The organism is Lacticaseibacillus paracasei subsp. paracasei (genome assembly GCF_000829035.1).
GTDB classification, from domain to species: Bacteria; Bacillota; Bacilli; order Lactobacillales; family Lactobacillaceae; genus Lacticaseibacillus; species Lacticaseibacillus paracasei.
Genome location: NZ_AP012541.1, coordinates 2,454,595 through 2,476,717, shown reverse-complemented (window position 1 = coordinate 2,476,717; position 22,123 = coordinate 2,454,595). Strand labels below are relative to the sequence as shown.

Below are 22,123 nucleotides of genomic sequence, written 5' to 3'. Positions count from 1 at the left end.
TGAAATCAAAAACAGAATTAAGCGAACCTCGGCCTTGAAAATTCTTTTCCATCAAATCAATTTGATCGTTGAACGACTGCCACTGAACTAAATCGACCTCTCACTTTTGGTCGAAGAAGAGCGGACCTTCATCTGCAAATGATCCGACATGTTAGGATTTCACCGAACTTTATACTAACCGTTTCCGCAGAAAACCAGAAAGCCAGTCGGTGAGGGTTACTAAAATGATAATGCCATACAGAATGATGCCCACTCTAGACCAAGAACGGGTTTGAATAGCGAAAATCAAAGGTGTTCCGACACCGCCAGCACCCACCATACCAAGAATCGATGCTGAACGAATGGCCAACTCAAAACGGTAGAGAGTATTAGAAACAAACTCTGGTATCAATTGTGGCAAACTGGCGATCACAGTGACATCCAATCGATTGCCACCAGCAGCAATCACGGCCTCTCCGGCACGATTGTTCATGTTTTCAATCGCTTCGGAAAAAAGTTTTGCGAGCATGCCAACACTATGAAAGCCAACTGCTAGTACGCCAGCAAAAGAGCCTGGACCAACGGCTTTGATAAACATTAACGCCAGGACAATTTCAGGAAAAGTTCGAATGGCAGTCAAGACAAATTTGCCAGAACGAGTCGTCAGCCAAAACTTGTGTTGTGTGTTCGCAGCCCAAAAAGCAAATGGCAGACTAATAATAGCTGAAATGAACGTCCCTAAAAAGGCGATCCCCAAGGTTTGCAGCAGCGTAGAAGTCAGATCCTCGCCATCACCTGTCCAAACATAGCTAAAATCGGGATGTGCCAACCCCGCAGCGATTGACTTGGTAACGACCCACGCATTGGGTTTGATTTCAAGACTTGGCATACCTGTGAATGACCAAACGATAATCGCTAAGGTGATTATTGTCAGTAACCAATTGCGCCAACGATGTTGCAGGGGGGCCTTTGGCAATGAAGCTGAGCGATTCATAGAAGCACCTCCCTAGCCTTACCGCTAATGTAGTCAATGACAAGTACAACAGCAAAGATAACTAGCACAATCAAACCGACCCGATCATACCGAAACATGGATAATGCCTGTTGCAAGTAAATACCGATCCCGCCAGCTCCCATATAGCCGAGCACCGTACTAGCCCGAACGTTAATTTCGAAAGCATACAAGACGAAGCTAACAAAATAATTTGCGATCTGCGGCAACACTGCAAAACGAATCATTTCAATTCGGCCTGCACCTGCTGCCTTAAGTGCTTCAAGCGGCCCAGGATCAATCGTTTCAACTGCTTCATAAAACAGCTTGCCAACCATCCCAAAAGTAAAGATCGCTAACGCAAAAATACCGGCCACTGGTCCGATTCCGACAATGGCGACAAAAAGTGCCGCTAACATGAGATCGGGGATGGTACGGACAATATTGAGCACAAAGCGAAAAATGCCTACCACAATTTTATTAGTCACAATGTTGCGCGAAACTAAAAGGGCATATGGAAAAGCAACGGCAGAGCCAATCAAGGTGCCAATGATTGCCATTTTCAATGTCTGAATCATCGGATCGATTGTGTAATAAGCATAACTCCAGTCAACATGCGCCATTTCGGTAAAAATGACAGTGAATTGACTGAAATTCTTAAAAAACAACCCGAGATTTGCATTGGTGATCCCAATCGACCAAATTAAACCAAGTACCATGATGCCAGTAAGCAGCCACTTGCGCCATTTCAGCTGACGTTTCGGTAACGTAGGAGCTGTCATTATGACACCTCCTGCTCATTACCGCTGTAAATACTAGCTATGATTTCATCAGTGGCTTCGGCAACCGGACCGTCAAACACTTTTTGACCCGCCCGAATACCGATAATGCGAGTAGCATAAGCTTGAGCAACCTCAACGCTATGTAGATTAGCCACGACAGTAATGCCCATTTCTTGGTTAATTCGCCGCAAGTCATCCATCACCCGTTTTGTGGTTTGAGGATCAAGACTGGCGATCGGTTCGTCTGCGAGAATAATCGTTGGGGTTTGCGTAAGGGCACGTGCAATCGCCACGCGTTGTTGTTGACCACCGGAAAGTTGGTCGGCACGGGTATAAACTTTATCTTCCAATTCTACTGTCCGCAAGGCATCGTAAGCACGTTGCTTGTCTTCAGCGGAAAATAAACCTAGTACCATTTTCCAAGTTGGATAATAGCCGACTCGTCCAGTTAAAACATTCTTCAAGACTGACGAGCGGTTGACTAGGTTAAAACTTTGAAAAATCATCCCGATTTTTCGACGAATATTCAATAGTTTCTTGCCTTTTGCTTTGGTAATGGAAACACCATCAATACGTACATCGCCTTCAGAGATGTCGTGAAGCCGATTGATGGCCCGCATCAGCGTACTTTTCCCGGCTCCTGACAAGCCAACGACAACCACAAATTCGCCTTGATTAATGGTTAAATCGATGTCTTTAAGGCCTACGACACCGTTAGGATAGATTTTTGAGACGTGGTCAAACTCGATAACTGGGTGGTTACTTTCTGACATGCAAACTTCCTCCATGTATAGCAAAAGCGCTAGGTGGCTAGCGCTTTTGCAACGTTGCTTTACTTGCTTTTTGATTCACCAGTGGCAATTTTGTCATACTTACGCACAATGTTGAAGGCACTATCTGTGGTTTTGACATAGCCCTCATGTGTATAAATACTTGAGATAATCGCATGACCTTCTTTTGTCTTAGCAATGTCGATGAAAGCCTTGCTAAGCTTTTTGCGGAAGGCGGCACTCATGTCCTGACGTACGGAAATCGTGTCATTAGGAATTGGCTTTGTGAAGTAGATGGGTTCAACCTTGTCCATAATGTCAGGGACATCTTTTTTGACAATATTGCGGGCATCCTCAAAAACAAAGGCGGCATCGGTATCACCGTTTAGCACTGACATGACACCTTGATCGTGACCTTTGACAGTAACCAAGGTATCTTGTTTAACAATGTCGAGACCCTTTTGGGACAGTTCGGCAATCGGCCAAATATAGCCAGCGGAACTGGTAACATCTTGAACGGCAATTTTTTTATTCTTGAGATCTTTCCAAGATTTGATGCTACTGCCTTTTTTAACAACAATCATCGAACGATATGAATCAACCAGTTTGTCGGTGCTTTTCCCACCTGGCTGTTTGATCCCAAATCGTTGCGCCATCAACAAAACGTCGGCTGCCTTTTGCGCGTGTGCCTGAACGTAACCATCAGGTGGTAAGAACCCAACATCGACTTGTTTACTCTTCATAGCTTCGACAATTGAGTTGTAGTCTGTCGAAACGGTGACTTTGACAGGGATGCCAAGCTCTTTCTTCAGCAAACTAGCCAGAGGTTTTGCTTTTGCTTCGATTGTATTGGCGTTGCTTGATGGTACAAACTGAATATTTAATGACTTGGGGGTGTAACTATTGCTTGTACTTGTGCTGCTAGAACTACTCTTACTACCACAAGCAGCCAGCGATAACGCAGCAATGGTTGCCATCCCAGCCACTGCAATTCTTTTCCAGAACTTCATCAGTTTTCCTCCATAAAAGTAGAATCAATCATTTGTAAGCAGAACCTTGCTTGTCTCGGCGACGCAAAAGAGTGAACTGAGACGAACAAGTCACTTGAACATTCAAATCATACTTTTTTATAATATCTGAATCAATAACTTTACAATAATTTTACATTTTATACATTTCGTTCGGCTTTTACACAAACGGCCTGCTTTTTGATGACCGTTATACTTGGATTTAGTCTGGTGCAGAACGATAATGAGGATAACCCGATACAACATTTCTGATTTTTTGAAAATTCCGGTGCCCGGATCGTGACAAAAAATAACTTAAATTATATAAAATTCATTAGACCAACTGCACCGTTATTACTTTTTTATTCTGTTTGGAAAACAATATTAGAAAAGTCGCCGCATCCTAGTTAATAGCACACCTGTTACCAGCGTGATGGCTAGAACATCCAAAATTGTTGTTGCCCGAACCAGTCGATCACCGCCATCGCGCAACTCAATCGCTTCTTTTTCACCAGTAGAAGCTCCTGAAGGAACCTCGGCTCGACCAAGGGTGCCATCAGATAAGACGACATCAGCTTCCACTGTTGGGTTACCGCGTGAGTCGAAAATTTCGCGAGCCTTTACCGTATCAATAAAAATTGCCATGTCTATTTTCTCTTTCGGTAACAACGAAAAAAATGCCTACCGAAGCGACATAAAAGTCGTTTCAGTAGACGTCATCAGATTGCTACACAATCATTTGCGGCGAACATCATCGCCTGTTCTTCTATACGAATAGAGCGGACGCTTTTTTCTTTTTGGCGCAAGAGGACGATTAATTTGAGTACGCAAGATCAACTTTTCTTATTGATCGCATTCGGGGAAATCTATAGACTAAAAGCAAGCTTAGAGAGAGGAGTAATTACCCTTTTTCTTTGGCCAGCAGATTGGGTGGCGCACACCCCCTCAACATTTTTTGAAGTGCGGAGGTGATAGCCATGCCAAAATCAGGAGACGAAAGCGGTTCGCCGCGTTGGATGTGGCGTCGATTATCGTCGCGCTTAGCATACTGATTACCAGTAAGGCCAAAGCGTACGCGATCATCAAAAAAGCTAACCTCAAGGATTAGCTTTTACCACTTAGTCATCTGAACTGCGTCGAGGTCATCGGGAAGCCGCCCGGTGGCCTCTTTTCAACTCCTTAATTATACTTTAGAGGTCGTGAGGCGGTCAATATACTTGTGCAGTGCAACTAATTGAACTTGATCCAGCAGTAGCGCGGCTGTTGATGTGAAAAAGCGATCATCAGTTGGCTTGTAAGTGCGACTAGGATGAACCCATTACCATTGAGAGACCAATTAGATTTCAGGGGAATGTTCTTATCTACGCATTGTTTTAATATATCACGTATATACGAACGAAATAACAACTCGTTTTTTGTGTGTCAAGATATGCACAAGCCACGTTCATTGTTGTTGATGTTCGGACCAAACATTTGCTATACTCTTATTAAATTAAATGGCGATGGTGTTCGCCTATACGCAAGTTGATGACACCTACCTTGAGCAAATCGGGGTAGGTGTCTTTTTTTTGAGTATGAGCTGGTGCGTTTAAAAATTGCAGCATAAATGGCCTCAGGACAAAGTGACAGATCTTAGCCTGATATGTTTATGCGGAGGTTTCTGCGTCAGCGAGTGCGTTCCCACGAAAGGAGATCATGATGCATCATCGTGAAAAAATACATGTTAGTTGGTTGTTGGCCGTCTTTGCTGGCGGTTTTATTGGTGGCATTTTGCGATATGTCATCAGTGGCGTGACCCACGATGGCACAACCATGATGGGGACAACCATTGTGAACTTAATCGGCAGCTTTTTACTGGCCTTCACCACTTATGGATTGGATATGAAATTCGATCTGCCCGAATGGCTGTTGCTTGCCCTCGGGACAGGTGTCATCGGTGGTTTCACGACATTCTCCACGCTCATGCTGGACTTTGCGACCTTGGCACCAAGGCATGCGATTTATGCCACACTACTGTTGATGCTCAATCTGCTGGGTGGGCTGCTAGCAGCAACAGCCGGATTCTTGGCCTCGAAACTCGTTGGAAGAAGGGACAAAAAACAATGGTGATCTTAATTGGTATCGGAGCCGGCCTCGGTGCTGTTTGCCGGTACGGTATAACCGTATTAGGGAAAATGTTCTGGCCCGGCAAGCCGTTGGCGACGCTACTCATCAATGTGCTGGGTTCATTGCTGGCCGGACTTTTAGTTGGCTTACCAACGCTCTCAGGGTTTCGCCTGTTCCTACTGCCCGGCTTTTGCGGCGGCTTTACGACCTTTTCGACATTCATGGCAGACGCGTTTATCCTGATTAAAAATCGGCAGTGGTCAATGGCGATCTTTTATTATGTTGGCACGGTGGTAGCGGGGATGGTAGCGGTGGTTGTGGGGATGATGACTTCAGGGATACTTTTTGCCTAACTGGCAAGTGTGCCAGCCGATCACCGCTATAGTGCAGTTTAACAGCTTCTTTTTTTCCAGTAGAAGCCCCTAAAGGTATCACGTCTTGGTCAACGGTGTCGCTAGACAAAATGATATCAACCTCACTGTTGGGTTGTCGCGTGAGCCGAAAATTTTGCGAGACTTCACCTTATCAATAAAAAGTGCCATCGCACATCTTTTCTTTCGTTAACAACAGAAAACCAAAGCATGACCATACATGTGTTTGAGACAGAAGGCACACTTTTCCTGCAAAATAACAGCCTCTGCTTTGCTTGCGAATTGCTGCAAAGTAGAGGCTGTTGTTAGTGGCCCTAGATTGCATAATTAAAGTTACCACCCAGAAAATGTGAAAAAAGACCTGTCCGTTCTTGCTAAAATTGTGTTTGCATAACATACCATCTAGAGAGAAGGACAGGTCCCATGGCCATTATAACCTTAATTGAACGATCTCAGATAGAACTGATGCAACACCACACGATTCAATACATCGCCGCGACCTTAGGCCGCTCTCGTATTTCTATTAGGCATGAGCTTCACCGTTGCCCTGAAGGTGATTACTGCGCCATTATAGCTCAGGATCATGCCGATACTTGTCGGCATCGTTGTGGTCGGCACTCGATTTTAACGCCTAAGTTGAAGCGGATGGTAACTGAGAAGCTAAACCTAGGTTGGTCCCCTGAAATGGTCGGTTATGCCGTTCACTGTGCGCCACACACGATTTACCACTGGATTTATCAAAGACAAGTCGATTTTCAGCCAAGCCAACTCTTTGATCACGGTAAACGTCATAAAAGAAGACAAGACCTTCGGTCGCGCTATAACCAAGCAGTAGGCACCTCAATTGAGATTCGCAGTGAGTCAGCTAATCGGCGAACCGAAAAAGGACATTTAGAGATGGATACAGTTCGCGGTGGTCGCGGGTCAAAGGCTGCTGTTTTGACCATTGTCGATCGGGTGACACGTTTAATGGCGACAACTAAGCTTGAAAACTTATCACAAAATGCTGTTCTCAAGGGATTTGCAAGACTGATGGTGGACTTTCCGGGTCCGGTTCGATCAGTGACGGTTGATCACGGTAAAGAGTTTTCCTGCGATCAGGCGCTTACAAAGCGCTATCGGATACCGGTTTACTTTTGCCACGCCTATCACCCGAATGAACGGGGCACAAATGAACGGTTCAATCGAGAACTTCGCTACTATTTCCCGAAGGGAACACAGTTTGATCAGGTTTCAGAGACCGATATTCAACAAGCCACAGCGCTTATCAATAACAAACCTAGAAAATGTCTCCGTTGGCAAACCCCAGTTCAAGCAGTGAGCAAGCCTCTTTCTAGGTGGTAACTTTATTATTGCAATCTAGGGGCAAGGTATTTAATTTGTGAAATTCTGAGAGAATGGAACTTTATTAAAAAGTTGTCTTAGCATTCTCGACTATAGTTATCAATAATCATTGTTGCTGAGACTGTCAGAATAAACACATTCAGTGCCATACTGTCGTATTTTGGAATGGAAATGATGGTGATGACTAAAATAACGCCTGACAAGGCACTGACGATATGAGCAATCTTGGAAAGAGTTTTCAAAAAATCAGTCTCCTACGTGGGCTAGCACCGACTCCTGCAGCACAGTCAAGAGCGTTACTACCACCGTTTACCTTGCAGAGTTCAGTATTCGTTAATAATTGAATGTTAGACAAATCACCTCGTGTTTGTTTTCGACATAATGCTCACAACACAGGGGGCTAGCTTCCTACAAACAATGTACACGAAAATGTCGAGCTTATTGTTATTATTTTTTAAACGCCGTACAATTACCGATAAGCGTTGAAATTTTTCAAGATTTATCTAAAAAGCAGCGTTAAACCTGCATTTCATGGCGGTTATTTTTAAGGATGTCATAGTGCTAATTGTTAGTCGCATCAATTTATTGATTGACAGCCACTGAACTGAAACGAGCTGCCACTCTTATGTCAAAATGCGATGGGCAGTTTCTGGAAAGCTTAGTTAATCAAAATAGAAAAAATGTTGTGAGGGTTGAAGAAATGACCGGTAACATCGCCTCGTCTGGGGAAAAATCTGAAACTTGCCAAGCGTGATCACTTTCAGTTATATTCATTGCTCTATCTCATCATCTCAACGGATCAAGGACTCCAGTCCAGACTTGGAACTTCAACAAAGATGCCGGTATGTTTGTTTGTCCTGCAGATTTTATGGACTCGCGAGTCACGAGAAAAGGTAAAAGCTGCGATCAAGGCCGGACTTATTACTTTGACACGCATCATTGTCATGAATGTCCACGGCAGCAAGGGTGTTATCAACCAGACGCAAAGACAAAAACTTATAACGTCACGATTAAGTCTTAAACACATTAAGACCAGAGGACCTTACAGGCAACTCAAGCATTTCAAGACATCATCAAGTTACGGTATCGAATTGACGCGAAGAATGCAGAAGTCAAAACCAAACATAGCCATCAATAAGCTGGTCTAATAGCATTGAGGCCATGACGCTCTTTTATGCCAATATGGAGCGAATTATGAAAATAATGAGCGAAAAGTAAGAGGGTGGAAAACCCTGATACGACAAAAGTCCGGGAAAATCTGACGTCAAATCAGATTCTGCCGGACTTTTTATCATAAACCGCAAGAAAATCGTTACCTATTCAGCAGTCTCCTTTTTGACGGTGAAATTTTTTAGTTGGGTTTAGATAGGCGCAATATGCCCATTTAAAATACTATAGTTATTTTACCTAGATGAATGGAGGGGATTCTATGACAAAACAAGACGAGCAGAGCTGGGGAGACCTGCTAGCAAATTTGAATCCATATCGAGAACCGAATACCGAAAATAAAGGCCAATGGCGGCCTGAGCTTGAAAAGAAGATTGCTGAATACGAGCAATTGAAAGAAGAAGAAGCAATGGCAGAGGAACTATCCTTCAACTGGCTATTTGAAGCAGATGCGCAATATATCCACAAGCCACAAGCAAGGGCTAATTTTAATGAAACCGAAACAACGATTTATGATGGTGTCCCTGCTGGACCGATTGAACATGATCCGCAAAAAGCACAGATTTATATTGCGAACATTAATCCAGCGGTAGCATCTGGACAAGTTGAGGAATTGATTCGTGCAGAAAGAGAGGGTGGCCTCGTCAACATTCAAAAATATGTGCATGAGGAGGATGCAGAATGGATAGATGGTAAGCCAGCCAACAATATTATTTATCAACAGCTCTTCCGAACAAACGAGACAGATACTGGCGACATGACGCTAACGGACTATCTGAGACAGAACACAAAGCGAGATAAACAGCATTGGTATGCGCAGCATACTTCGATGTTGCTTCGGGCCTTGTTTGATGCAGATGAAAAATCTAACACAACGATGCCCGTTAGCGAAGCAAAGCAAATTTTAAGTCACTATCCAATTCAATTTATCGATTTAGTCCCTTATCGAACGCAAAATGCAGATGACTTTATCAAGTTTATACAAATTAAAAGCACTTCGAGTTATCAAGCAAAGAGTGTGGAAGCTTATCAACTGGCGACAAATAAGCAAAAGTCATTCAAAGCACTACCAAGTGGCGCGCAGGTTGCGTTATTACCGTCCACACAATTTATTTTAGCAAGTGTCATCGAGCGGATTCGTCAATATCTTGACGAGCCAAATCGTATTCCGGCACCAACGTTTGTTCTCCGAAGCTATAAGAATTGGTGGCAACCAGCACTGCAAGTGTTTCTGACACAAAGATGGGACATTCTGCCAGCAAGCTTGAAGGAGAAAGGACCAACTGTTGCGTCATTGTTACAAGCATTTGAACAAGATTTCTTTTGGCAGTATGTAAGTGCACAAAGCGCGTCAATCAGTGACCGTAATCTTGAAAAGATCCAAGGGACAGGTGACTTTAAAGACACTTTTGTGACACCATTTCGACATGCAACGATTACTAGAGAATAACCAATGGATCAAGGCCATTTTGGTGCAGATACCCGTTTTGGCACAATATCGGTCACGCCAGCAACGAAAGGCTAGTAACAGGTTGCCTAGGCATAATATACCTAATAAATATATATAATGAAATTTGTGCCCCGAATCAAAAGACATAATTTTAATGGTATTGGAGGAAGTAACATGTTATATAACCGGGTTAAAGAACATGTTGTTAATGATAGAAAAAAGATGTACAAACGCGGCAGCCAGTGGGTCGTAGTTTCCGCATTTGCCTTAGCGTTAGGTGGTGTCGCCTTGACGCAACTTCAACCTGTCAATGCTGCAGAAACAGACACGCACCTTGTCGTTCAGCCAGTGACACTCACCCAAGATGGACAAGTGAGTCAACCGGCGGCAGCACAAACTGAACCTGCAAGTGCTGTTAAAAACACCCAACCTGTAGCAACAGCCAACGCCGCTAAAGCCAACGGTGAGGCCAGTCCGGCAGCTGCACAACAACAAGCAACTGCGGCCTATCAAGCAGCAAGTCAAGCCGCCAATGCCAACACCAGCATGCCAGCTTCATCAGGCATGACCGAAGCAGAATGGCAGGCACAACAAGCAAAATATGATCAAGCCAAATCAGACGCAGCTGTCTCTGAAGCTGCTGAAAAGCAAAAGACCAGTGAAGCAGAAGCTTCTTATGCCAACAGCTTAGCAAGCCAAGCTGCAGCGCAAAAACAGCAAGATCAAGCTTCTTTGGCAGCTGCTAGCTCAAGTGCAGCAAGTAGCCTAGCAGCATTACAATCACAGCAAGCGTCATCTTATGCAGCTGCCAGTCAGTCCGCAAATGCGCAAATTGATTCATTGAATGCTCAACGGACTTCTGGTCAGCCCACAGAGACAGTAAGTGACGGTGGTACTTTTGATTATGTTGCAAAGCACGGCCTTTGGACAAACGTTGTTACTCATAAAGATAATAACAGTAATTGGAATGGTAATTATCTAGTACAGAATCTTCCAGTATTCAAAGATCCAAGTCAAGCTGGTATGATGGATAATATTTATGTTAATTCAGACGATGGAGAAGGAAATGATATTAATAAAATTCCTTCTTGGTCTTTAGGTGATGTTGTTCAGAATAATCAATTAACAGATGCTCAAAAGAATGAATTAAACCAATATGCTATGATGCTAGTTAATAATTATCGTAAATCAATGGGACTTGCTCCCATCTCAACTACTCAAGATTTTCTTAATAAAGTGCAACAACGAGGTAATAGTCTTAAAAATGGTCATATGATTCATAATCCTAACTTAACTTCGCAAATTTTTGGTCACAGTATGGATGAAACTTTAACATCAATTGATTTTTCATCTTTTATGGGAAATCGTAATGGTCAAAATCCTACCATGCTTGGAGTGATGGAAGCAGTTTCGACATCTATTAATAGATTATTTAATTTTGACGATGATAGTAATAATGGTCATCGCAACATTCTTCTTGGCGATGATACAACAACAGGTTTTTCTTTACAATATAATACTACTGATAATGTATGGGTAATGAATTCTAATGGTGATGGTTATATTTATAAAGGCGCAAACATTGCAACGGTTCCGGCACAAATCTCATCACCTTCTACCGGCCAAGACAATAACAAAGAAATTGATCAAAAAATTCAAACCGTAAAAGATAATCTTCAGAATCTCAAGAACAGTCAAGATCAAACTTATCAAGCTCAAAAGACCGCTTTGAACAACGCAGTTCAGCAACTTGCTGATCAGTTCGCCAGTCAAGAAGCACAAGCGGAAAAAGACAATAACAGTAAGGTTCAAGCTTTCAATGCGCAACAAAAAAGTGCCTTGGCTTCATTTATTGCTGCATTAACTAAACAGGTTGAAGCGTTGAATCCCGGTCCTAAGCCGTCAACGCCTTCTAGTGGTGCCTCATCATCGGGTGCATCCAGTGCGGGGAGTTCAGCAGCATCAAGTGCTGCTAGCTCGTCTGCCTCAAGTGCAGGCAGTTCAGCAGCGTCAAGTGCTGCCAGTTCGTCTGCATCCAGCGCAGGCAGTTCAGCAGCATCGAGTGCTGCCAGTTCGTCTGCATCCAGTGCGGCTAACCCGAAGACTTCCAGTGCTGCTGTTATCCCAGTTGTTGCCGCACAGCCTTCAAGTAGTCAGCCGATGAGTCGGGTTGCTCAGAAGAATGGCAAACATGCCTATCCTGCAACTGGTGAAAGCCAAGCGGGCGCAATTTTGGCTGAGGCCGGTGCTGTCGTGATTGCGGTTCTTGGCTTGGCCGGAGTTCGCAAGTATCGTCACGCAAAGTAATGAGCTGTTTACACTAGCGGCTGGACTATCACATGGGATGATGGCTCAGATGTCACTGCAGCTAGTATTTGGTTTGATTAGAGAGCATTCTTCATTGAAATGTAAGTTGCTCTTTGATCATCACACGTGTTTTCGCTTTGGGAGCGAGAGCGGCTTGTTATGTGCAACCCTTGGATTGAGTTGCCTGCTATTAATTTAGTATGGCTTGAGGTACAGAAGTGGGTAAACACCATCGGATGGTTTAAAAGCGTTTTGAAGGCCTTAGTGGCGGTCATGATTGTGATGTCTCGAAAAGAGAACATACAAGTCTTCATGGTTGAGTTGATGTTGGGATTGCACTAACCATGAGAAGGCAGCACAAAGGTCTGTATCAACAGGGAGGTGGTTTAAACTGCCAAAAAAACCGTATGAAAACAATTTAGGAAAGCTAAAACAGTTGGCATAGCCGTCATAGGCTCAACAACATAACCTGAAAGTTTTTTTGACCACCTTGAGGAGCATTTGCTCCTCAAGGTGGTCATTTTGATTCTTAAAGCCAAATGGACGGCATTAAAAAACCGTCTCAACATGCCGTTGAGGCGGTCATTCACTTCATATCTATTCAATCAAAACTTAGCGTTCGTTTTTGGTTGCAGACTACTGAGGTTCGTATAGAACAGGTTTTCTTGAAGACGGGCTTGTTCTTCTTCGTGGGGATCGCGTGGTGCTGCGATCATGTGCTCAACGCGTTTAAAAGTATGCTTGATCAGTGACATTTAAAACATCTCCCCTATTAGTTGTTCCTGTTTACAACTACATTGTAAGAGTCGCCAAGCAAAACTTCAATTGGTATAGGGCCCTTGAAAACGAATTCATTGCAAAAATTTTACGAAAAGATGTCAGTTGTCACAAAATGAACAGCAGGCCATGCATTTTTTACCTTCCTTTAGAGAGGTATCCGTTGATGCAAGTTGCGATATTTGAAGACGAAGTGGTTTTTTGTGGTAGGACAGAGAGACTAGTTTGTTTTGTCGGCCTTTGCTTGGATTTTTTCTAACTGTTGGTATTGACTGGTCATCCAAGTGCGATAATTTTTGCCCTTTGGCAGGGTTTCGGAGACGTTGAGCACAGGAACATCGTGTTGCTTGGCTAATTTGACGAGACCGTCGACGATTTTCGAGCTGGCTTGGCTGTTGTTTACGAAAAAGGCGATTTTCTTTTCTTTAATATCGTCTTGAACACCGTTGATGTCTTTGGCACTGTAATCGGTGCCTTCTTCGGTAGCTTGGGCGAAGTGGGTGTTGTTAACCTTGTAGCCTAGATAGTCCAGCGCGTAGCCGAAGACAGGTTCGGAGACGTCGACTTTTTGATCGTGAACGTTTTGCTTGAGTTTCTGAATCAAAGCATTGAGGTTATCGAGTGAGGCGATGTACTTCTTGGCGTTGGCTTTGAAGATGGCCTTTTTGGATGGGTCCTGTTTGGCAAACTTATCTGCCAAGGCATTGGCAAGTTTAGGCATGGTGCGTGGGTCATACCAAATATGTTCGTTATCGCCTTCGTGTTTGTCCATGAGGTCATCGGCCACCCGTAAGTATTGTTTGGACTTGCTTTCGGATTTCACGAGCTTGTCCATCCAGCCATCATAGCCGATACCACTGGCAACGATGAGGTTGGCGGTGGCCACTTGTTTACCGACTTTAGTGGTGGGTTCGTAGTCATGGGGATCAATGGCGGGATTGTCGATGATCGATTGGACACTCACCTGATCGCCGCCGACTGCTTTAGCTACTTCACCGTAAAAATCGACGGTAGCCACAACTTGAATCTTTTGGTTGCTGCCAGATTTGGCGCTGGTGCTGCAAGCGACAGCAAGGATTGCCAACAACATGACGCTGAAGGCGGTCAATAATCGTTTGAACATGGGCAAAAGCTCCTTTGTTGGAAAGCGTAATGGTTACGGTTGTAAGCGTAGCGTATTCATGGCGTACACGCAAGCAAAATTTAAAGCAGCAAACTGCAGCAGGCGATGGCTTCATTTCATCGTCATGCTGCAGTTTTTGAAACGCGCTTATTGATAATCTTTAATCAATAGAAGGATACCAGTAATTGATAAAAGACTTCCTATTGCAATGGCTAGCCAGCCTAAAACACGCTCACCTGTGTCAGGTAGATGATGGGTGTTGTTGTGGCTTGGCGTGATAACCTCCACGCTTGCGGAAGAATCGCTTTCTGAAGAGAATGAAGGGATCACATCACTGCTAGATATGGAAGATGAGCTTTCCTGATGGCTAGGGGTTGATGAAGCAGCCGGCTTGGAAGGCTCGCTAGATGAAGAAGACGGTTTAGACGGCGGCGTTACTGAGCTAGAAGGTGACGACGGTTTAGACGGCGGTGTCACCGAGCTAGAAGGTGTTGATGGTTTAGACGGCGGTGTCACCGAGCTAGAAGGTGTTGATGGTTTAGACGGCGGTGTCACTGAACTAGAAGGTGTTGATGGTTTAGACGGCGGTGTCACCGAGCTAGAAGGTACAGACGGTTTGGAACTGGAAGCTGATGATGGCTTCGACGGTGGTGTCATTGAACTGGAAGATTCAGAAGATGGCGTCGACGGCGTTACCGGTGGCGGCGTCAGGTTCTCGTCATAGGCCTTGACCGTCACTTGCGGTTTATCAAGGGTAATGGTAAACGGCAAGTGAGTCGCATTCAGCTTGTATCCTTTAGGCGCCTTTGTTTCGACAAAATAGTATTGGCCGACTAAGAGTTGGGTAAAGGTTAACTTGCCCTTCGTATCAGTGATGAGGTCGTCGTGCACCAAGGTTCCATCGGCACGATAGAGTGAGAAAACAGCGCCGGCGAGAGCCTGCTGATGTGTTTTTTGGTCTTGTTTAATTAGCGTGACCTGTCCAACTTGGCCGGTGCCACTACCGCCGTTACGCCAAGTGATTGTGCCGTTTGCTTGCGCTGGAGCACCGCTACCGCCTTGCTTGCCTGAAGCAACGACTGAATTCGTCCAAGAATCTGTGGTTTCGAAACTTGCAGAGGTGGGATTAGTCCACAAATCAATTTGGATGGCGGTTGTGATCGTTCCCAGCGATATTTTGACTTGGTTACCATTCACTTGATAGCTTGGGGTGATGGTACCGGTAGCATGGAACCAGTTGTCATCGTAAGTACCAGTGTGGACGACCAGCCCACGACTTGTATCAAAATGCTGCCCGGGACCAAGTGTATCAGTGAGCACCACATTGTCGACATGCTCCATATTTGGATTAATCGTAATCTCCCACTGGAAAATTTTGGGTCGACCAAGGTCATCAACATACTGCGCTTTTTCTTCTGGAGTTGCACCTGTTGGCGGATTGACAACCCACCCGGCTTTGTAGATATACCATCCTGGACGTTGATGACCACTATCATCATAGCGGCCACTTACCATGAATTGAAGCTCACCTTGGCGGCCGACTGTTGAATGGCTGAAGAAGTCCGTGAAGGTCAAAATACCGGTTGAACTACCTGCTTTGGAAAAGAAATGGCCAATCGTGGCGCCAGTTGTGGGATCAACCACTGCAAAGTCCACATCGGCTCGCGATACAACCGTTGCTGGCAGGGAAACTGTCGCGGTATCACCGGCTTTGACGACCACTTCGTCAGGAATTCGCCAGTGATAGGTTAATGTGTACACGCTATACATCGAAAGATTGGGTGCGTGGGTGAAATCTTTCCCAGTGGTGTCAGTAATCGTAGCATCTTGACTACCAAAACCGGTGACCGCGATATTCTGGCCAGCACCGACACTGATCGGCTTGCTTATGAGCGGTGGGATTAAGGCAACCAGAACTGACAACAACAAGGTGATAAGTAAAAGGACTGAAGCACGCTTTTGTGAGTGGCGGCGCTTTTGCATCTCGGCACTTCCTTAGTCATAATTTAACAAAATAATTATAACATAAGGATATTTATTCGGATTAACAAATATAATGAATATTCCCTTGTTTAGCAAGGCAATTTTTGTGAGATAATACACACAAAAATAACGAAACAATGACGCTTGGCTTATTTGGTTAAAGGGATCAAATAACTGGTGAAATGTTTGACGTCTCGAACGGCTTATGTTTGAATTAATTTAATGATGCGGTTATTCGTCATCATGTTGGGGAGGGATCAAGTTGCGAAGGTGGCTTGTTATTGCAGTATCAGTGATGGCTATGATCGGTGTAACTGGTTGTCAGTCAAAAAGTTCAAAGTCGTCTAGCTCGACTGGGTCGACGATGATTAAGGTGAACCATTTTACCAAGCAGACTTTGCAGAAACAGTATACGACCATTTCTGACTTGGTGATGAAAACGATGACAGAGGTCTCACTGCAAAGTGATAACAAAACCCTCAGTCAGTCGGCTAAAGCTAGTCTCTCTAAACTTGATAAGATCCGGCTGGAATTGGATAATAACAAGTCACAGGATTCAGGGGATGATGCCTTGGCAAAGACATTGGTTGATTATGCCAAGCAATCAAGTGACGTGTTGACAGCCGTTATTAACAATGATGGAAAAGGCTATCAGTCAAGCGCTCAAGCTTTCTTTAAGCAGGCCGTCAGTATTGGTCAACAGTCTTTCGGCGGTCAAGTTCCGGAATCCGTGCGCAACTATGCGAACAATCAGCAAGCGGTGACAAATAGCGGAAGCTCGAAGTAACAATCAAGTTACATAGGATCGCAAAAGGCAGTTGATGACTGCTTTTTTTGTTACACAGCGTCAGGCGACCTGAAACGTAAGACTTTTTCAAATCGACAGTGTTGTGATAGGTGATGGCGCGCTGATTTGTTAGGTTGGACGTGAGGAGGCGATCGTTTGGCACCCTATCAAGATGATTTGAATACTTTGCTGGCCAAGTTGCAGGCAATTGCACAGACGGGTAACTATTACGCAAAGGATGTTTTTGATCAGCAGCGTTATACAGAACTGGCTGACGTGACGACTAAGCTGGCAATAAAGCTTGGTGCCAGTGACCAGCAAGCAAAGTTATTTGTCGATGCGGATTTTGGCTATGTGACGCCCAAAGTTGATGTTCGTGCGGTTACCTTTATTGAGGATCAACTATTGCTGGTTCAGGAACGAGCGGGCGGTACATGGTCCATCCCCGGTGGTTGGGCGGATTTGGGTTATAGTGCGGGTGAAATTGCTGTAAAAGAAACCCGTGAAGAGGCCGGCTTAACCGTGAAACCGCAACAATTACTGGCAGTTCGGGCACTACGTAAGCACGCCTATGCCAAGCAAAGTTCGCAAGATGTGTACAAAATGTTCATTGCTTGTCTACCGGAGAATCGTGCGTTAAAAAGCGGGATCGAAACTGCAAAGGTTCAACTTTTTACGCGAGAACAAGCGCTTCAGGTGCCCTTATCGCTACAACGCAATTTGCCGGCCGACATTGAGATGGCATTTGACGCACATACGGCTAGTCACTGGATGGCAAAGTTTGATTGAGTTTAAAAAGATACTACTTTGATAGCCAAGTAAAGGGCATGGCAACAGAAAAGAGTTTATTTCCCAGTGATGAACACGGAAATAAACTCTTTTTGATTTGGCCGATGACTGGTTACTTTAATAGAAGGAAGGTTTATCGCCTTGGGTGTTAGGTTGGTCAATGCCAAGTGAAGCACCGATGTGTTTGCTTGGATCGTTAATCAGCTTGACGACGAAGTCAGCGATGCTGCGCCGGGAGACTTCTGTGCCCTTAAATGGCTCGCCTTTTTCCGTTAATTCATAACTGACAATGTTTTTATTGGAAAGCCAAGCTGGCCGAATGATCGTATATTTTAAGTCAGAATTTTCAATGACTTTGGCGGCTGCGGCGTAGGTTTCAAGATAACCACCATCAAGCATTTGATGATTCCACTTGCCAAAAGCGCCCGGGACTTCATCGTAAATTCCCAACGTCGAAATCCAAATCAATCGACTCACACCTGCAGCATCCATCGCTTTCACGACGGATTTTGCCTGATCTTCAATTCCCTTGTTGCCAAGGTTGGCATAGACAACGTCAATGCCAGCAAGCGCCTTGGTCAACTTGGCAGTGTCGGTGACATCCCCGTCAATCACCGTCTCCCGTTGCGGATTGACGTCTTGCAGCCGCCCGGCATTGCGTAGAAACAAACTCAGGTGATGATCGGTTTCTTTCAGCAACTGATGCCGCGCCAACGTTGCAATTTGCCCGTGTGCGCCTAAGATCATGACATTTGCCATTTGAATCTTCCTTTCTTGTTCCCAATACAGTTTTATTGTAACACCGGTATTTGTGGCGGAACGATCAAAAAAGCCCGCGAATTTCTTCGCGGGCTTCCTTCTGGTCAAGTGCTGTCCGGTGTTGTTGGCCCGGGCATATGGTTTATCTTGTCATCAAAGCAATTAACGAAACTTCGACAGAGGGTGAGCTTTGCCGAAACATTGGGGGAATGATAAACCCCTGTGACCAGAAGTGATGCTATTTTGCGCTGTTCGTTGCTTGATCCTGAATTTTTTCAAGTTGCTGGTATTGGCTGGTCATCCAAGTCCGATAGTTTTTGCCTTTAGGTAATGTCTCGGTCACTTTCAAAACCGGCACATTATTTTGTTCAGCTAATTTGACGAGTTGATTGACAGTCTTTGAGCTTGCTTGGATGTTATTGACAAAGAAGGCAATTTTCTTTTCCTTAATATCGGTTTCGATACCATGGATATCTTTTGCGCTGTAGTCTGTGCCGTCTTCGGTTGACTTCGAGAAGTGATCGTCATTGACTTTGTAGCCCAGATAATCGAGCGCGTAGCCAAAGACAGGTTCGGAGACATCAACGAGTTGGCCATTTACTTTCGACTTCAACTTGTTGATCAAAGTATTGAGATCGTCCAGTGAAGCGATGTATTTTTTTGCATTCGCCTTGAAGGTAGCTTTGTCAGCTGGATCTTTCTTGGCAAACTTATCAGCTAACGTATTGGCCAGTTTTGGCATGGTTCGCGGATCGTACCAGATATGTTCGTTGTCGCCTTCCTTTTTATTCATCAAATCGTCAGCGACACGTAAGTAATTTTTGGATTTGTCCGCCGATTTCACGACCTTATCCATCCAGCCGTCGTAACCAATGCCACTAGCGACAACAAGATCGGCAGACGCAACTGATTTCCCAACTTTGGTAGTAGGCTCATAGTCATGGGGATCAACCGCCGGATTGTTGATAATCGACTGCACCGACACCTTGTTACCACCCACAGCTTTGGCAACCTCACCATAAAAATCAAGACTGGCAACAACTTGAATCTTGCTGCCATTCGAGCTGGATTGCTTTGCGGCACCGTTACTACCGCATGCGACTGCAAAAATTGCCAGCAATGCGACACTGATACCTGCAAGTAATCGCTTCATCATAAATTCCCGCTTCCTTCCAAAACGTAATAATTACGATTTAAACCATAAAGCAAAGTGAGCGGTCTGGCAAGGAAAATTTTCAAAAAAATTGAGAAAAGTGACGTTCTTAAATTCTAATTGACAGATAAATCGCAGTCGTGATACGGTTACTGCCGTTGCTTAAATAGTAATGATTACGAATTAAAAAGAGGTGATCATTTTTGGAAAAGACAGATCTTGCCAGTGCACGGCGGCGTATGAAGAGTCCCAACATTAAGACCCGAAAACGGGCGTTAAAAGTTTTGCACGATGCTAAGCGTAAGCAACAGAAAAATCGGTAATGTATCAATAATTGGTGGTCATTTGAATACTTTGAGTGACTCGTTCGCGGGAGATTAAAGACCATCAGTGAAGGAAAGAGGCATTCTTTTGGCAAAAAAATCTAAAATTGCAAAAGCAAAACGACAAGAAAAACTTGTTCAACAATACGCGGCAAAACGCGCTGCATTAAAAGCGAAAGGTGACTATATCGGCCTAAGCAAACTACCGCGTGATTCAAGCCCAGTTCGTTTACATCATCGTGATGTTTTGGATGGGCGACCGCATGCTTATATGCGGAAGTTTGGCATGTCCCGGCTTAATTTCCGTGAACTCGCCCATAAAGGCCAAATTCCTGGGGTGCGGAAAGCCAGTTGGTGAAACCTGAAGCCACCGGCGATGAATTCGTTTTGTGTTTTTTATTTCCTCATGTTTGCTAACTCACAAGCAATTATCATGTCTTTTGCCTGAATATGACGTTATACTTAAGATGTATGAAGTTAGCGCTTACATAACATGAGCAAAGTGGCTTTGCTTATGTTCGTCGGACAGAAAAGACGTTTGCAAGGAGGAAAAACACAATGGCTGAATTGCAGTCAACGCACTATCAGATGTATATCAATGGCAAGTTCATGGATTCGGCATCAGGCGATGTTGAAACCGTGATCGATCCTTCCACAGGCAAGAAATTGTGGACGGCACCGGCAGCGACAATTGAGGAAGCCCGCGCAGCCGTGGATGCTGCTTGGGCGGCTAAGAATGCTTGGCGGCGCGTGCCTGCTCCAACGCGTGGTGCGTACTTGCGCAAGCTTGCTACTTTAGTGCGTGAGCATGAAGATGAACTGGTGAAGATTTTGATGTTGGAGCAAGGAAAAATTCATGCCTTAGCGAAAACCGAAATTGAGTTTTCGGCGGATTATTTTGACTATATGGCCAACGCCGCACGCGTTTATTCCGGCGATGTGATGCAATCTGACAATGAAAACGAAAATATTATCATTGCCCGTCAGCCAATCGGTGTTGCGGTTGGTATTATTGCTTGGAACTTCCCGTTCTTCCTGATTGCTCGGAAAATGGGGCCAGCTTTGGTAACCGGCAATACCATCGTGATCAAACCAAGTTCGGACACCCCAGGACTGGCGTTGGCATTTGCAAAACTGGTTGATGAAGTCGGTTTGCCGGCAGGGGTAGTCAACTTTGTGAGTGGTCGCGGGTCCATCATTGGGGATGATTTGGCGAAGAACCCCAAAGTCGGCATTATCAGCCTGACTGGGTCCACCGCGTCCGGTAAGAAGGTCATGGCAGCTGCGGCGAATCATGTGGCAAAGATGTCATTGGAACTTGGTGGGAAGGCACCGGCAATTGTTGCTAAGGATGCTGATATCGATTTAGCTGTGCAGGCCATTTTTGACTCGCGAATTGATAACAATGGGCAAATTTGTAACAACGCTGAACGGATTTATGTGCAAGAAGATGTTGCGGATGAGTTTATTAAGAAAATGACAACAAAGATGGCGGCGGTGAAAGTCGGTAATCCGAACACTGATCCAGATGCCGAAATGGGTCCGTTGATCAATCAAGGCGCCCTTGATAAAGTGGACGGTTTGGTTCAGCGGGCGGTTGAAGCAGGCGGCAAGATTCAAACAGGTGGTCACCCAGCTGACATTGACGGTGGTTTCTTCTACGAACCAACTGTGATTACCAATGTCGCGCAGGATTCAGAGATTGTGCAAAATGAGATCTTCGGACCGGTGTTGCCGATTTTGACATTCAAGACCATTCCAGAAGCAATCGAAATGGCGAATGACACGGTATATGGCCTGACCAGCTCCGTTTATACGCGTGATCTGGAAACCGCTTCGTATGTTGCTAACGAGATTGAGTTTGGCGAGACCTACATTAACCGATTCAACTTTGAAGGCATCCAAGGCTTCCATGCTGGTTGGAAACAATCTGGTGTCGGAGGCGCCGATGGTATTCACGGTGTTGAAGAATTTACCAACACACATGTCATTTATTTACAGCGTCACCCAGAAAACTTAAAATAACTAGGCGATAACCAGAGGACCATGAGCGAGCATTTATCTCGATCATGGTTCTCTTTTTTGATGATGTTCAGCGCTTATGAATGAATGCGATTACATGCCTTTATCTACGGCAGTTGTCGAGAAGTAAGCC

21 protein-coding genes, 1 pseudogene and 2 riboswitches are annotated in these 22,123 nt (G+C 44.7%); of the genes and pseudogenes, 11 read left to right on the top strand and 11 right to left on the bottom strand.

From position 1 onward, the window contains the following. Window positions 1-169: 169 nt before the first annotated feature. The 5 genes and pseudogenes from phnE (LBPC_RS12125) to LBPC_RS12105 form a co-directional block, all read right to left on the bottom strand. Window positions 170-973 carry a phosphonate ABC transporter, permease protein PhnE gene (gene phnE / locus LBPC_RS12125; protein WP_003567453.1) on the bottom strand — a complete coding sequence of 268 codons (804 nt, stop codon included), beginning with the start codon at window positions 971-973 and terminating at the stop codon, window positions 170-172. Next, entirely contained in the window at window positions 970-1,752 is a 783-nt protein-coding gene (gene phnE / locus LBPC_RS12120) for a phosphonate ABC transporter, permease protein PhnE (protein ID WP_003661698.1), read from the bottom strand. Before phnE (LBPC_RS12120) ends, phnE (LBPC_RS12125) begins: the two co-directional genes overlap by 4 nt. After that, complete coding sequence (gene phnC / locus LBPC_RS12115; protein ID WP_003567449.1) at window positions 1,752-2,525, bottom strand: phosphonate ABC transporter ATP-binding protein; 774 nt, start codon at window positions 2,523-2,525, stop codon at window positions 1,752-1,754. Before phnC ends, phnE (LBPC_RS12120) begins: the two co-directional genes overlap by 1 nt. A 59-nt stretch (window positions 2,526-2,584) precedes the next feature. Continuing rightward, window positions 2,585-3,532, bottom strand: coding sequence for a phosphate/phosphite/phosphonate ABC transporter substrate-binding protein (locus LBPC_RS12110; protein ID WP_003567447.1), 948 nt, complete (start codon window positions 3,530-3,532; stop codon window positions 2,585-2,587). Between the two features lie 465 nt (window positions 3,533-3,997). Beyond that, window positions 3,998-4,174, bottom strand: a pseudogene (locus tag LBPC_RS12105) (phosphopyruvate hydratase); the annotation flags it as partial. A gap of 58 nt (window positions 4,175-4,232) precedes the next feature. Continuing rightward, window positions 4,233-4,297: riboswitch (Fluoride riboswitch) on the bottom strand. A 721-nt stretch (window positions 4,298-5,018) separates the two neighbouring features. Continuing rightward, a riboswitch (Fluoride riboswitch) is annotated at window positions 5,019-5,073 on the top strand. A 154-nt stretch (window positions 5,074-5,227) separates the two neighbouring features. Here LBPC_RS12105 and LBPC_RS12100 point away from each other — a divergent pair. The 3 genes from LBPC_RS12100 to LBPC_RS12090 all read left to right on the top strand — a co-directional run bounded on the left by LBPC_RS12100 (window position 5,228) and on the right by LBPC_RS12090 (window position 7,350). After that, complete coding sequence (locus LBPC_RS12100; protein ID WP_003567441.1) at window positions 5,228-5,638, top strand: fluoride efflux transporter FluC; 411 nt, start codon at window positions 5,228-5,230, stop codon at window positions 5,636-5,638. Further along, complete coding sequence (locus LBPC_RS12095) at window positions 5,632-5,988, top strand: fluoride efflux transporter FluC (protein WP_003661703.1); 357 nt, start codon at window positions 5,632-5,634, stop codon at window positions 5,986-5,988. Before LBPC_RS12100 ends, LBPC_RS12095 begins: the two co-directional genes overlap by 7 nt. A gap of 441 nt (window positions 5,989-6,429) precedes the next feature. Continuing rightward, entirely contained in the window at window positions 6,430-7,350 is a 921-nt protein-coding gene (locus LBPC_RS12090; protein WP_003574021.1) for an IS30 family transposase, read from the top strand. Between the two features lie 77 nt (window positions 7,351-7,427). Here the strand turns inward: LBPC_RS12090 and LBPC_RS17070 are convergent, their stop codons facing one another. Then, entirely contained in the window at window positions 7,428-7,592 is a 165-nt protein-coding gene (locus tag LBPC_RS17070) for a hypothetical protein (protein WP_003576369.1), read from the bottom strand. Window positions 7,593-8,779: 1,187 nt separating this feature from the next. Here LBPC_RS17070 and LBPC_RS12080 point away from each other — a divergent pair. The 3 genes from LBPC_RS12080 (at window position 8,780) to LBPC_RS17460 (ending at window position 12,616) form a co-directional block, all read left to right on the top strand. After that, window positions 8,780-9,967, top strand: a complete 1,188-nt coding sequence (locus LBPC_RS12080) for a hypothetical protein (protein ID WP_016383967.1) — start codon at window positions 8,780-8,782, stop codon at window positions 9,965-9,967. Window positions 9,968-10,141: 174 nt separating this feature from the next. Beyond that, window positions 10,142-12,274: an SEC10/PgrA surface exclusion domain-containing protein gene (locus tag LBPC_RS12075; RefSeq protein WP_032781088.1), complete on the top strand. Its 2,133-nt coding sequence runs from the start codon at window positions 10,142-10,144 to the stop codon at window positions 12,272-12,274. Between the two features lie 159 nt (window positions 12,275-12,433). Continuing rightward, on the top strand, window positions 12,434-12,616 hold the full coding sequence (locus tag LBPC_RS17460; protein WP_003661708.1) for a hypothetical protein: 183 nt from the start codon (window positions 12,434-12,436) through the stop codon (window positions 12,614-12,616). Between the two features lie 263 nt (window positions 12,617-12,879). Here the strand turns inward: LBPC_RS17460 and LBPC_RS17065 are convergent, their stop codons facing one another. From LBPC_RS17065 to LBPC_RS12055, 3 genes are all read right to left on the bottom strand, one after another. Continuing rightward, entirely contained in the window at window positions 12,880-13,029 is a 150-nt protein-coding gene (locus tag LBPC_RS17065) for a hypothetical protein (protein ID WP_003567431.1), read from the bottom strand. Between the two features lie 242 nt (window positions 13,030-13,271). Continuing rightward, window positions 13,272-14,174: a metal ABC transporter solute-binding protein gene (locus LBPC_RS12060; RefSeq protein ID WP_003661709.1), complete on the bottom strand. Its 903-nt coding sequence runs from the start codon at window positions 14,172-14,174 to the stop codon at window positions 13,272-13,274. A gap of 147 nt (window positions 14,175-14,321) precedes the next feature. Further along, window positions 14,322-16,157: a SpaA isopeptide-forming pilin-related protein gene (locus LBPC_RS12055; RefSeq protein ID WP_003661711.1), complete on the bottom strand. Its 1,836-nt coding sequence runs from the start codon at window positions 16,155-16,157 to the stop codon at window positions 14,322-14,324. A 262-nt stretch (window positions 16,158-16,419) separates the two neighbouring features. Here LBPC_RS12055 and LBPC_RS12050 point away from each other — a divergent pair, with 262 nt between their 5' ends. Continuing rightward, the gene (locus LBPC_RS12050) at window positions 16,420-16,944 is read left to right on the top strand and encodes a hypothetical protein (protein WP_003599857.1); all 525 of its coding nucleotides are present in this window, start codon (window positions 16,420-16,422) and stop codon (window positions 16,942-16,944) included. 156 nt (window positions 16,945-17,100) lie between these two features. Next, window positions 17,101-17,733 carry an NUDIX hydrolase N-terminal domain-containing protein gene (locus LBPC_RS12045; RefSeq protein ID WP_003661717.1) on the top strand — a complete coding sequence of 211 codons (633 nt, stop codon included), beginning with the start codon at window positions 17,101-17,103 and terminating at the stop codon, window positions 17,731-17,733. 117 nt (window positions 17,734-17,850) lie between these two features. Here LBPC_RS12045 and LBPC_RS12040 read toward each other — a convergent pair whose 3' ends face one another. Together LBPC_RS12040 and LBPC_RS12035 are read right to left on the bottom strand one after the other, a co-directional pair. Beyond that, the gene (locus LBPC_RS12040; protein WP_032781090.1) at window positions 17,851-18,492 is read right to left on the bottom strand and encodes an SDR family oxidoreductase; all 642 of its coding nucleotides are present in this window, start codon (window positions 18,490-18,492) and stop codon (window positions 17,851-17,853) included. Between the two features lie 238 nt (window positions 18,493-18,730). Then, window positions 18,731-19,648, bottom strand: a complete 918-nt coding sequence (locus LBPC_RS12035) for a metal ABC transporter solute-binding protein (RefSeq protein ID WP_003576335.1) — start codon at window positions 19,646-19,648, stop codon at window positions 18,731-18,733. 200 nt (window positions 19,649-19,848) lie between these two features. Between LBPC_RS12035 and LBPC_RS12030 the strand changes: the two genes are divergently transcribed. The 3 genes from LBPC_RS12030 (at window position 19,849) to aldA (ending at window position 21,993) form a co-directional block, all read left to right on the top strand. Next, window positions 19,849-19,968 carry a putative metal homeostasis protein gene (locus tag LBPC_RS12030; protein WP_003567418.1) on the top strand — a complete coding sequence of 40 codons (120 nt, stop codon included), beginning with the start codon at window positions 19,849-19,851 and terminating at the stop codon, window positions 19,966-19,968. A gap of 88 nt (window positions 19,969-20,056) precedes the next feature. Beyond that, entirely contained in the window at window positions 20,057-20,326 is a 270-nt protein-coding gene (gene rpsN / locus LBPC_RS12025) for a 30S ribosomal protein S14 (RefSeq protein ID WP_003567416.1), read from the top strand. 200 nt (window positions 20,327-20,526) lie between these two features. Then, the gene (aldA, locus tag LBPC_RS12020) at window positions 20,527-21,993 is read left to right on the top strand and encodes an aldehyde dehydrogenase (protein WP_003661721.1); all 1,467 of its coding nucleotides are present in this window, start codon (window positions 20,527-20,529) and stop codon (window positions 21,991-21,993) included. Window positions 21,994-22,123: the final 130 nt, after the last annotated feature.

What these genes read in the sequence shown, in the direction of transcription:
- phnE (WP_003567453.1), bottom strand. Translation starts at nt 973, where the DNA reads ATGAATCGCTCAGCTTCATTGCCAAAGGCCCCCCTGCAACATCGTTGG.
- phnE (WP_003661698.1), bottom strand. Translation starts at nt 1,752, where the DNA reads ATGACAGCTCCTACGTTACCGAAACGTCAGCTGAAATGGCGCAAGTGG.
- phnC (WP_003567449.1), bottom strand. Translation starts at nt 2,525, where the DNA reads ATGTCAGAAAGTAACCACCCAGTTATCGAGTTTGACCACGTCTCAAAA.
- LBPC_RS12110 (WP_003567447.1), bottom strand. Translation starts at nt 3,532, where the DNA reads ATGAAGTTCTGGAAAAGAATTGCAGTGGCTGGGATGGCAACCATTGCT.
- LBPC_RS12100 (WP_003567441.1), top strand. Translation starts at nt 5,228, where the DNA reads ATGCATCATCGTGAAAAAATACATGTTAGTTGGTTGTTGGCCGTCTTT.
- LBPC_RS12095 (WP_003661703.1), top strand. Translation starts at nt 5,632, where the DNA reads ATGGTGATCTTAATTGGTATCGGAGCCGGCCTCGGTGCTGTTTGCCGG.
- LBPC_RS12090 (WP_003574021.1), top strand. Translation starts at nt 6,430, where the DNA reads ATGGCCATTATAACCTTAATTGAACGATCTCAGATAGAACTGATGCAA.
- LBPC_RS12080 (WP_016383967.1), top strand. Translation starts at nt 8,780, where the DNA reads ATGACAAAACAAGACGAGCAGAGCTGGGGAGACCTGCTAGCAAATTTG.
- LBPC_RS12075 (WP_032781088.1), top strand. Translation starts at nt 10,142, where the DNA reads ATGTTATATAACCGGGTTAAAGAACATGTTGTTAATGATAGAAAAAAG.
- LBPC_RS17460 (WP_003661708.1), top strand. Translation starts at nt 12,434, where the DNA reads ATGTGCAACCCTTGGATTGAGTTGCCTGCTATTAATTTAGTATGGCTT.
- LBPC_RS17065 (WP_003567431.1), bottom strand. Translation starts at nt 13,029, where the DNA reads ATGTCACTGATCAAGCATACTTTTAAACGCGTTGAGCACATGATCGCA.
- LBPC_RS12060 (WP_003661709.1), bottom strand. Translation starts at nt 14,174, where the DNA reads ATGTTCAAACGATTATTGACCGCCTTCAGCGTCATGTTGTTGGCAATC.
- LBPC_RS12055 (WP_003661711.1), bottom strand. Translation starts at nt 16,157, where the DNA reads ATGCAAAAGCGCCGCCACTCACAAAAGCGTGCTTCAGTCCTTTTACTT.
- LBPC_RS12040 (WP_032781090.1), bottom strand. Translation starts at nt 18,492, where the DNA reads ATGGCAAATGTCATGATCTTAGGCGCACACGGGCAAATTGCAACGTTG.
- LBPC_RS12035 (WP_003576335.1), bottom strand. Translation starts at nt 19,648, where the DNA reads ATGATGAAGCGATTACTTGCAGGTATCAGTGTCGCATTGCTGGCAATT.
- aldA (WP_003661721.1), top strand. Translation starts at nt 20,527, where the DNA reads ATGGCTGAATTGCAGTCAACGCACTATCAGATGTATATCAATGGCAAG.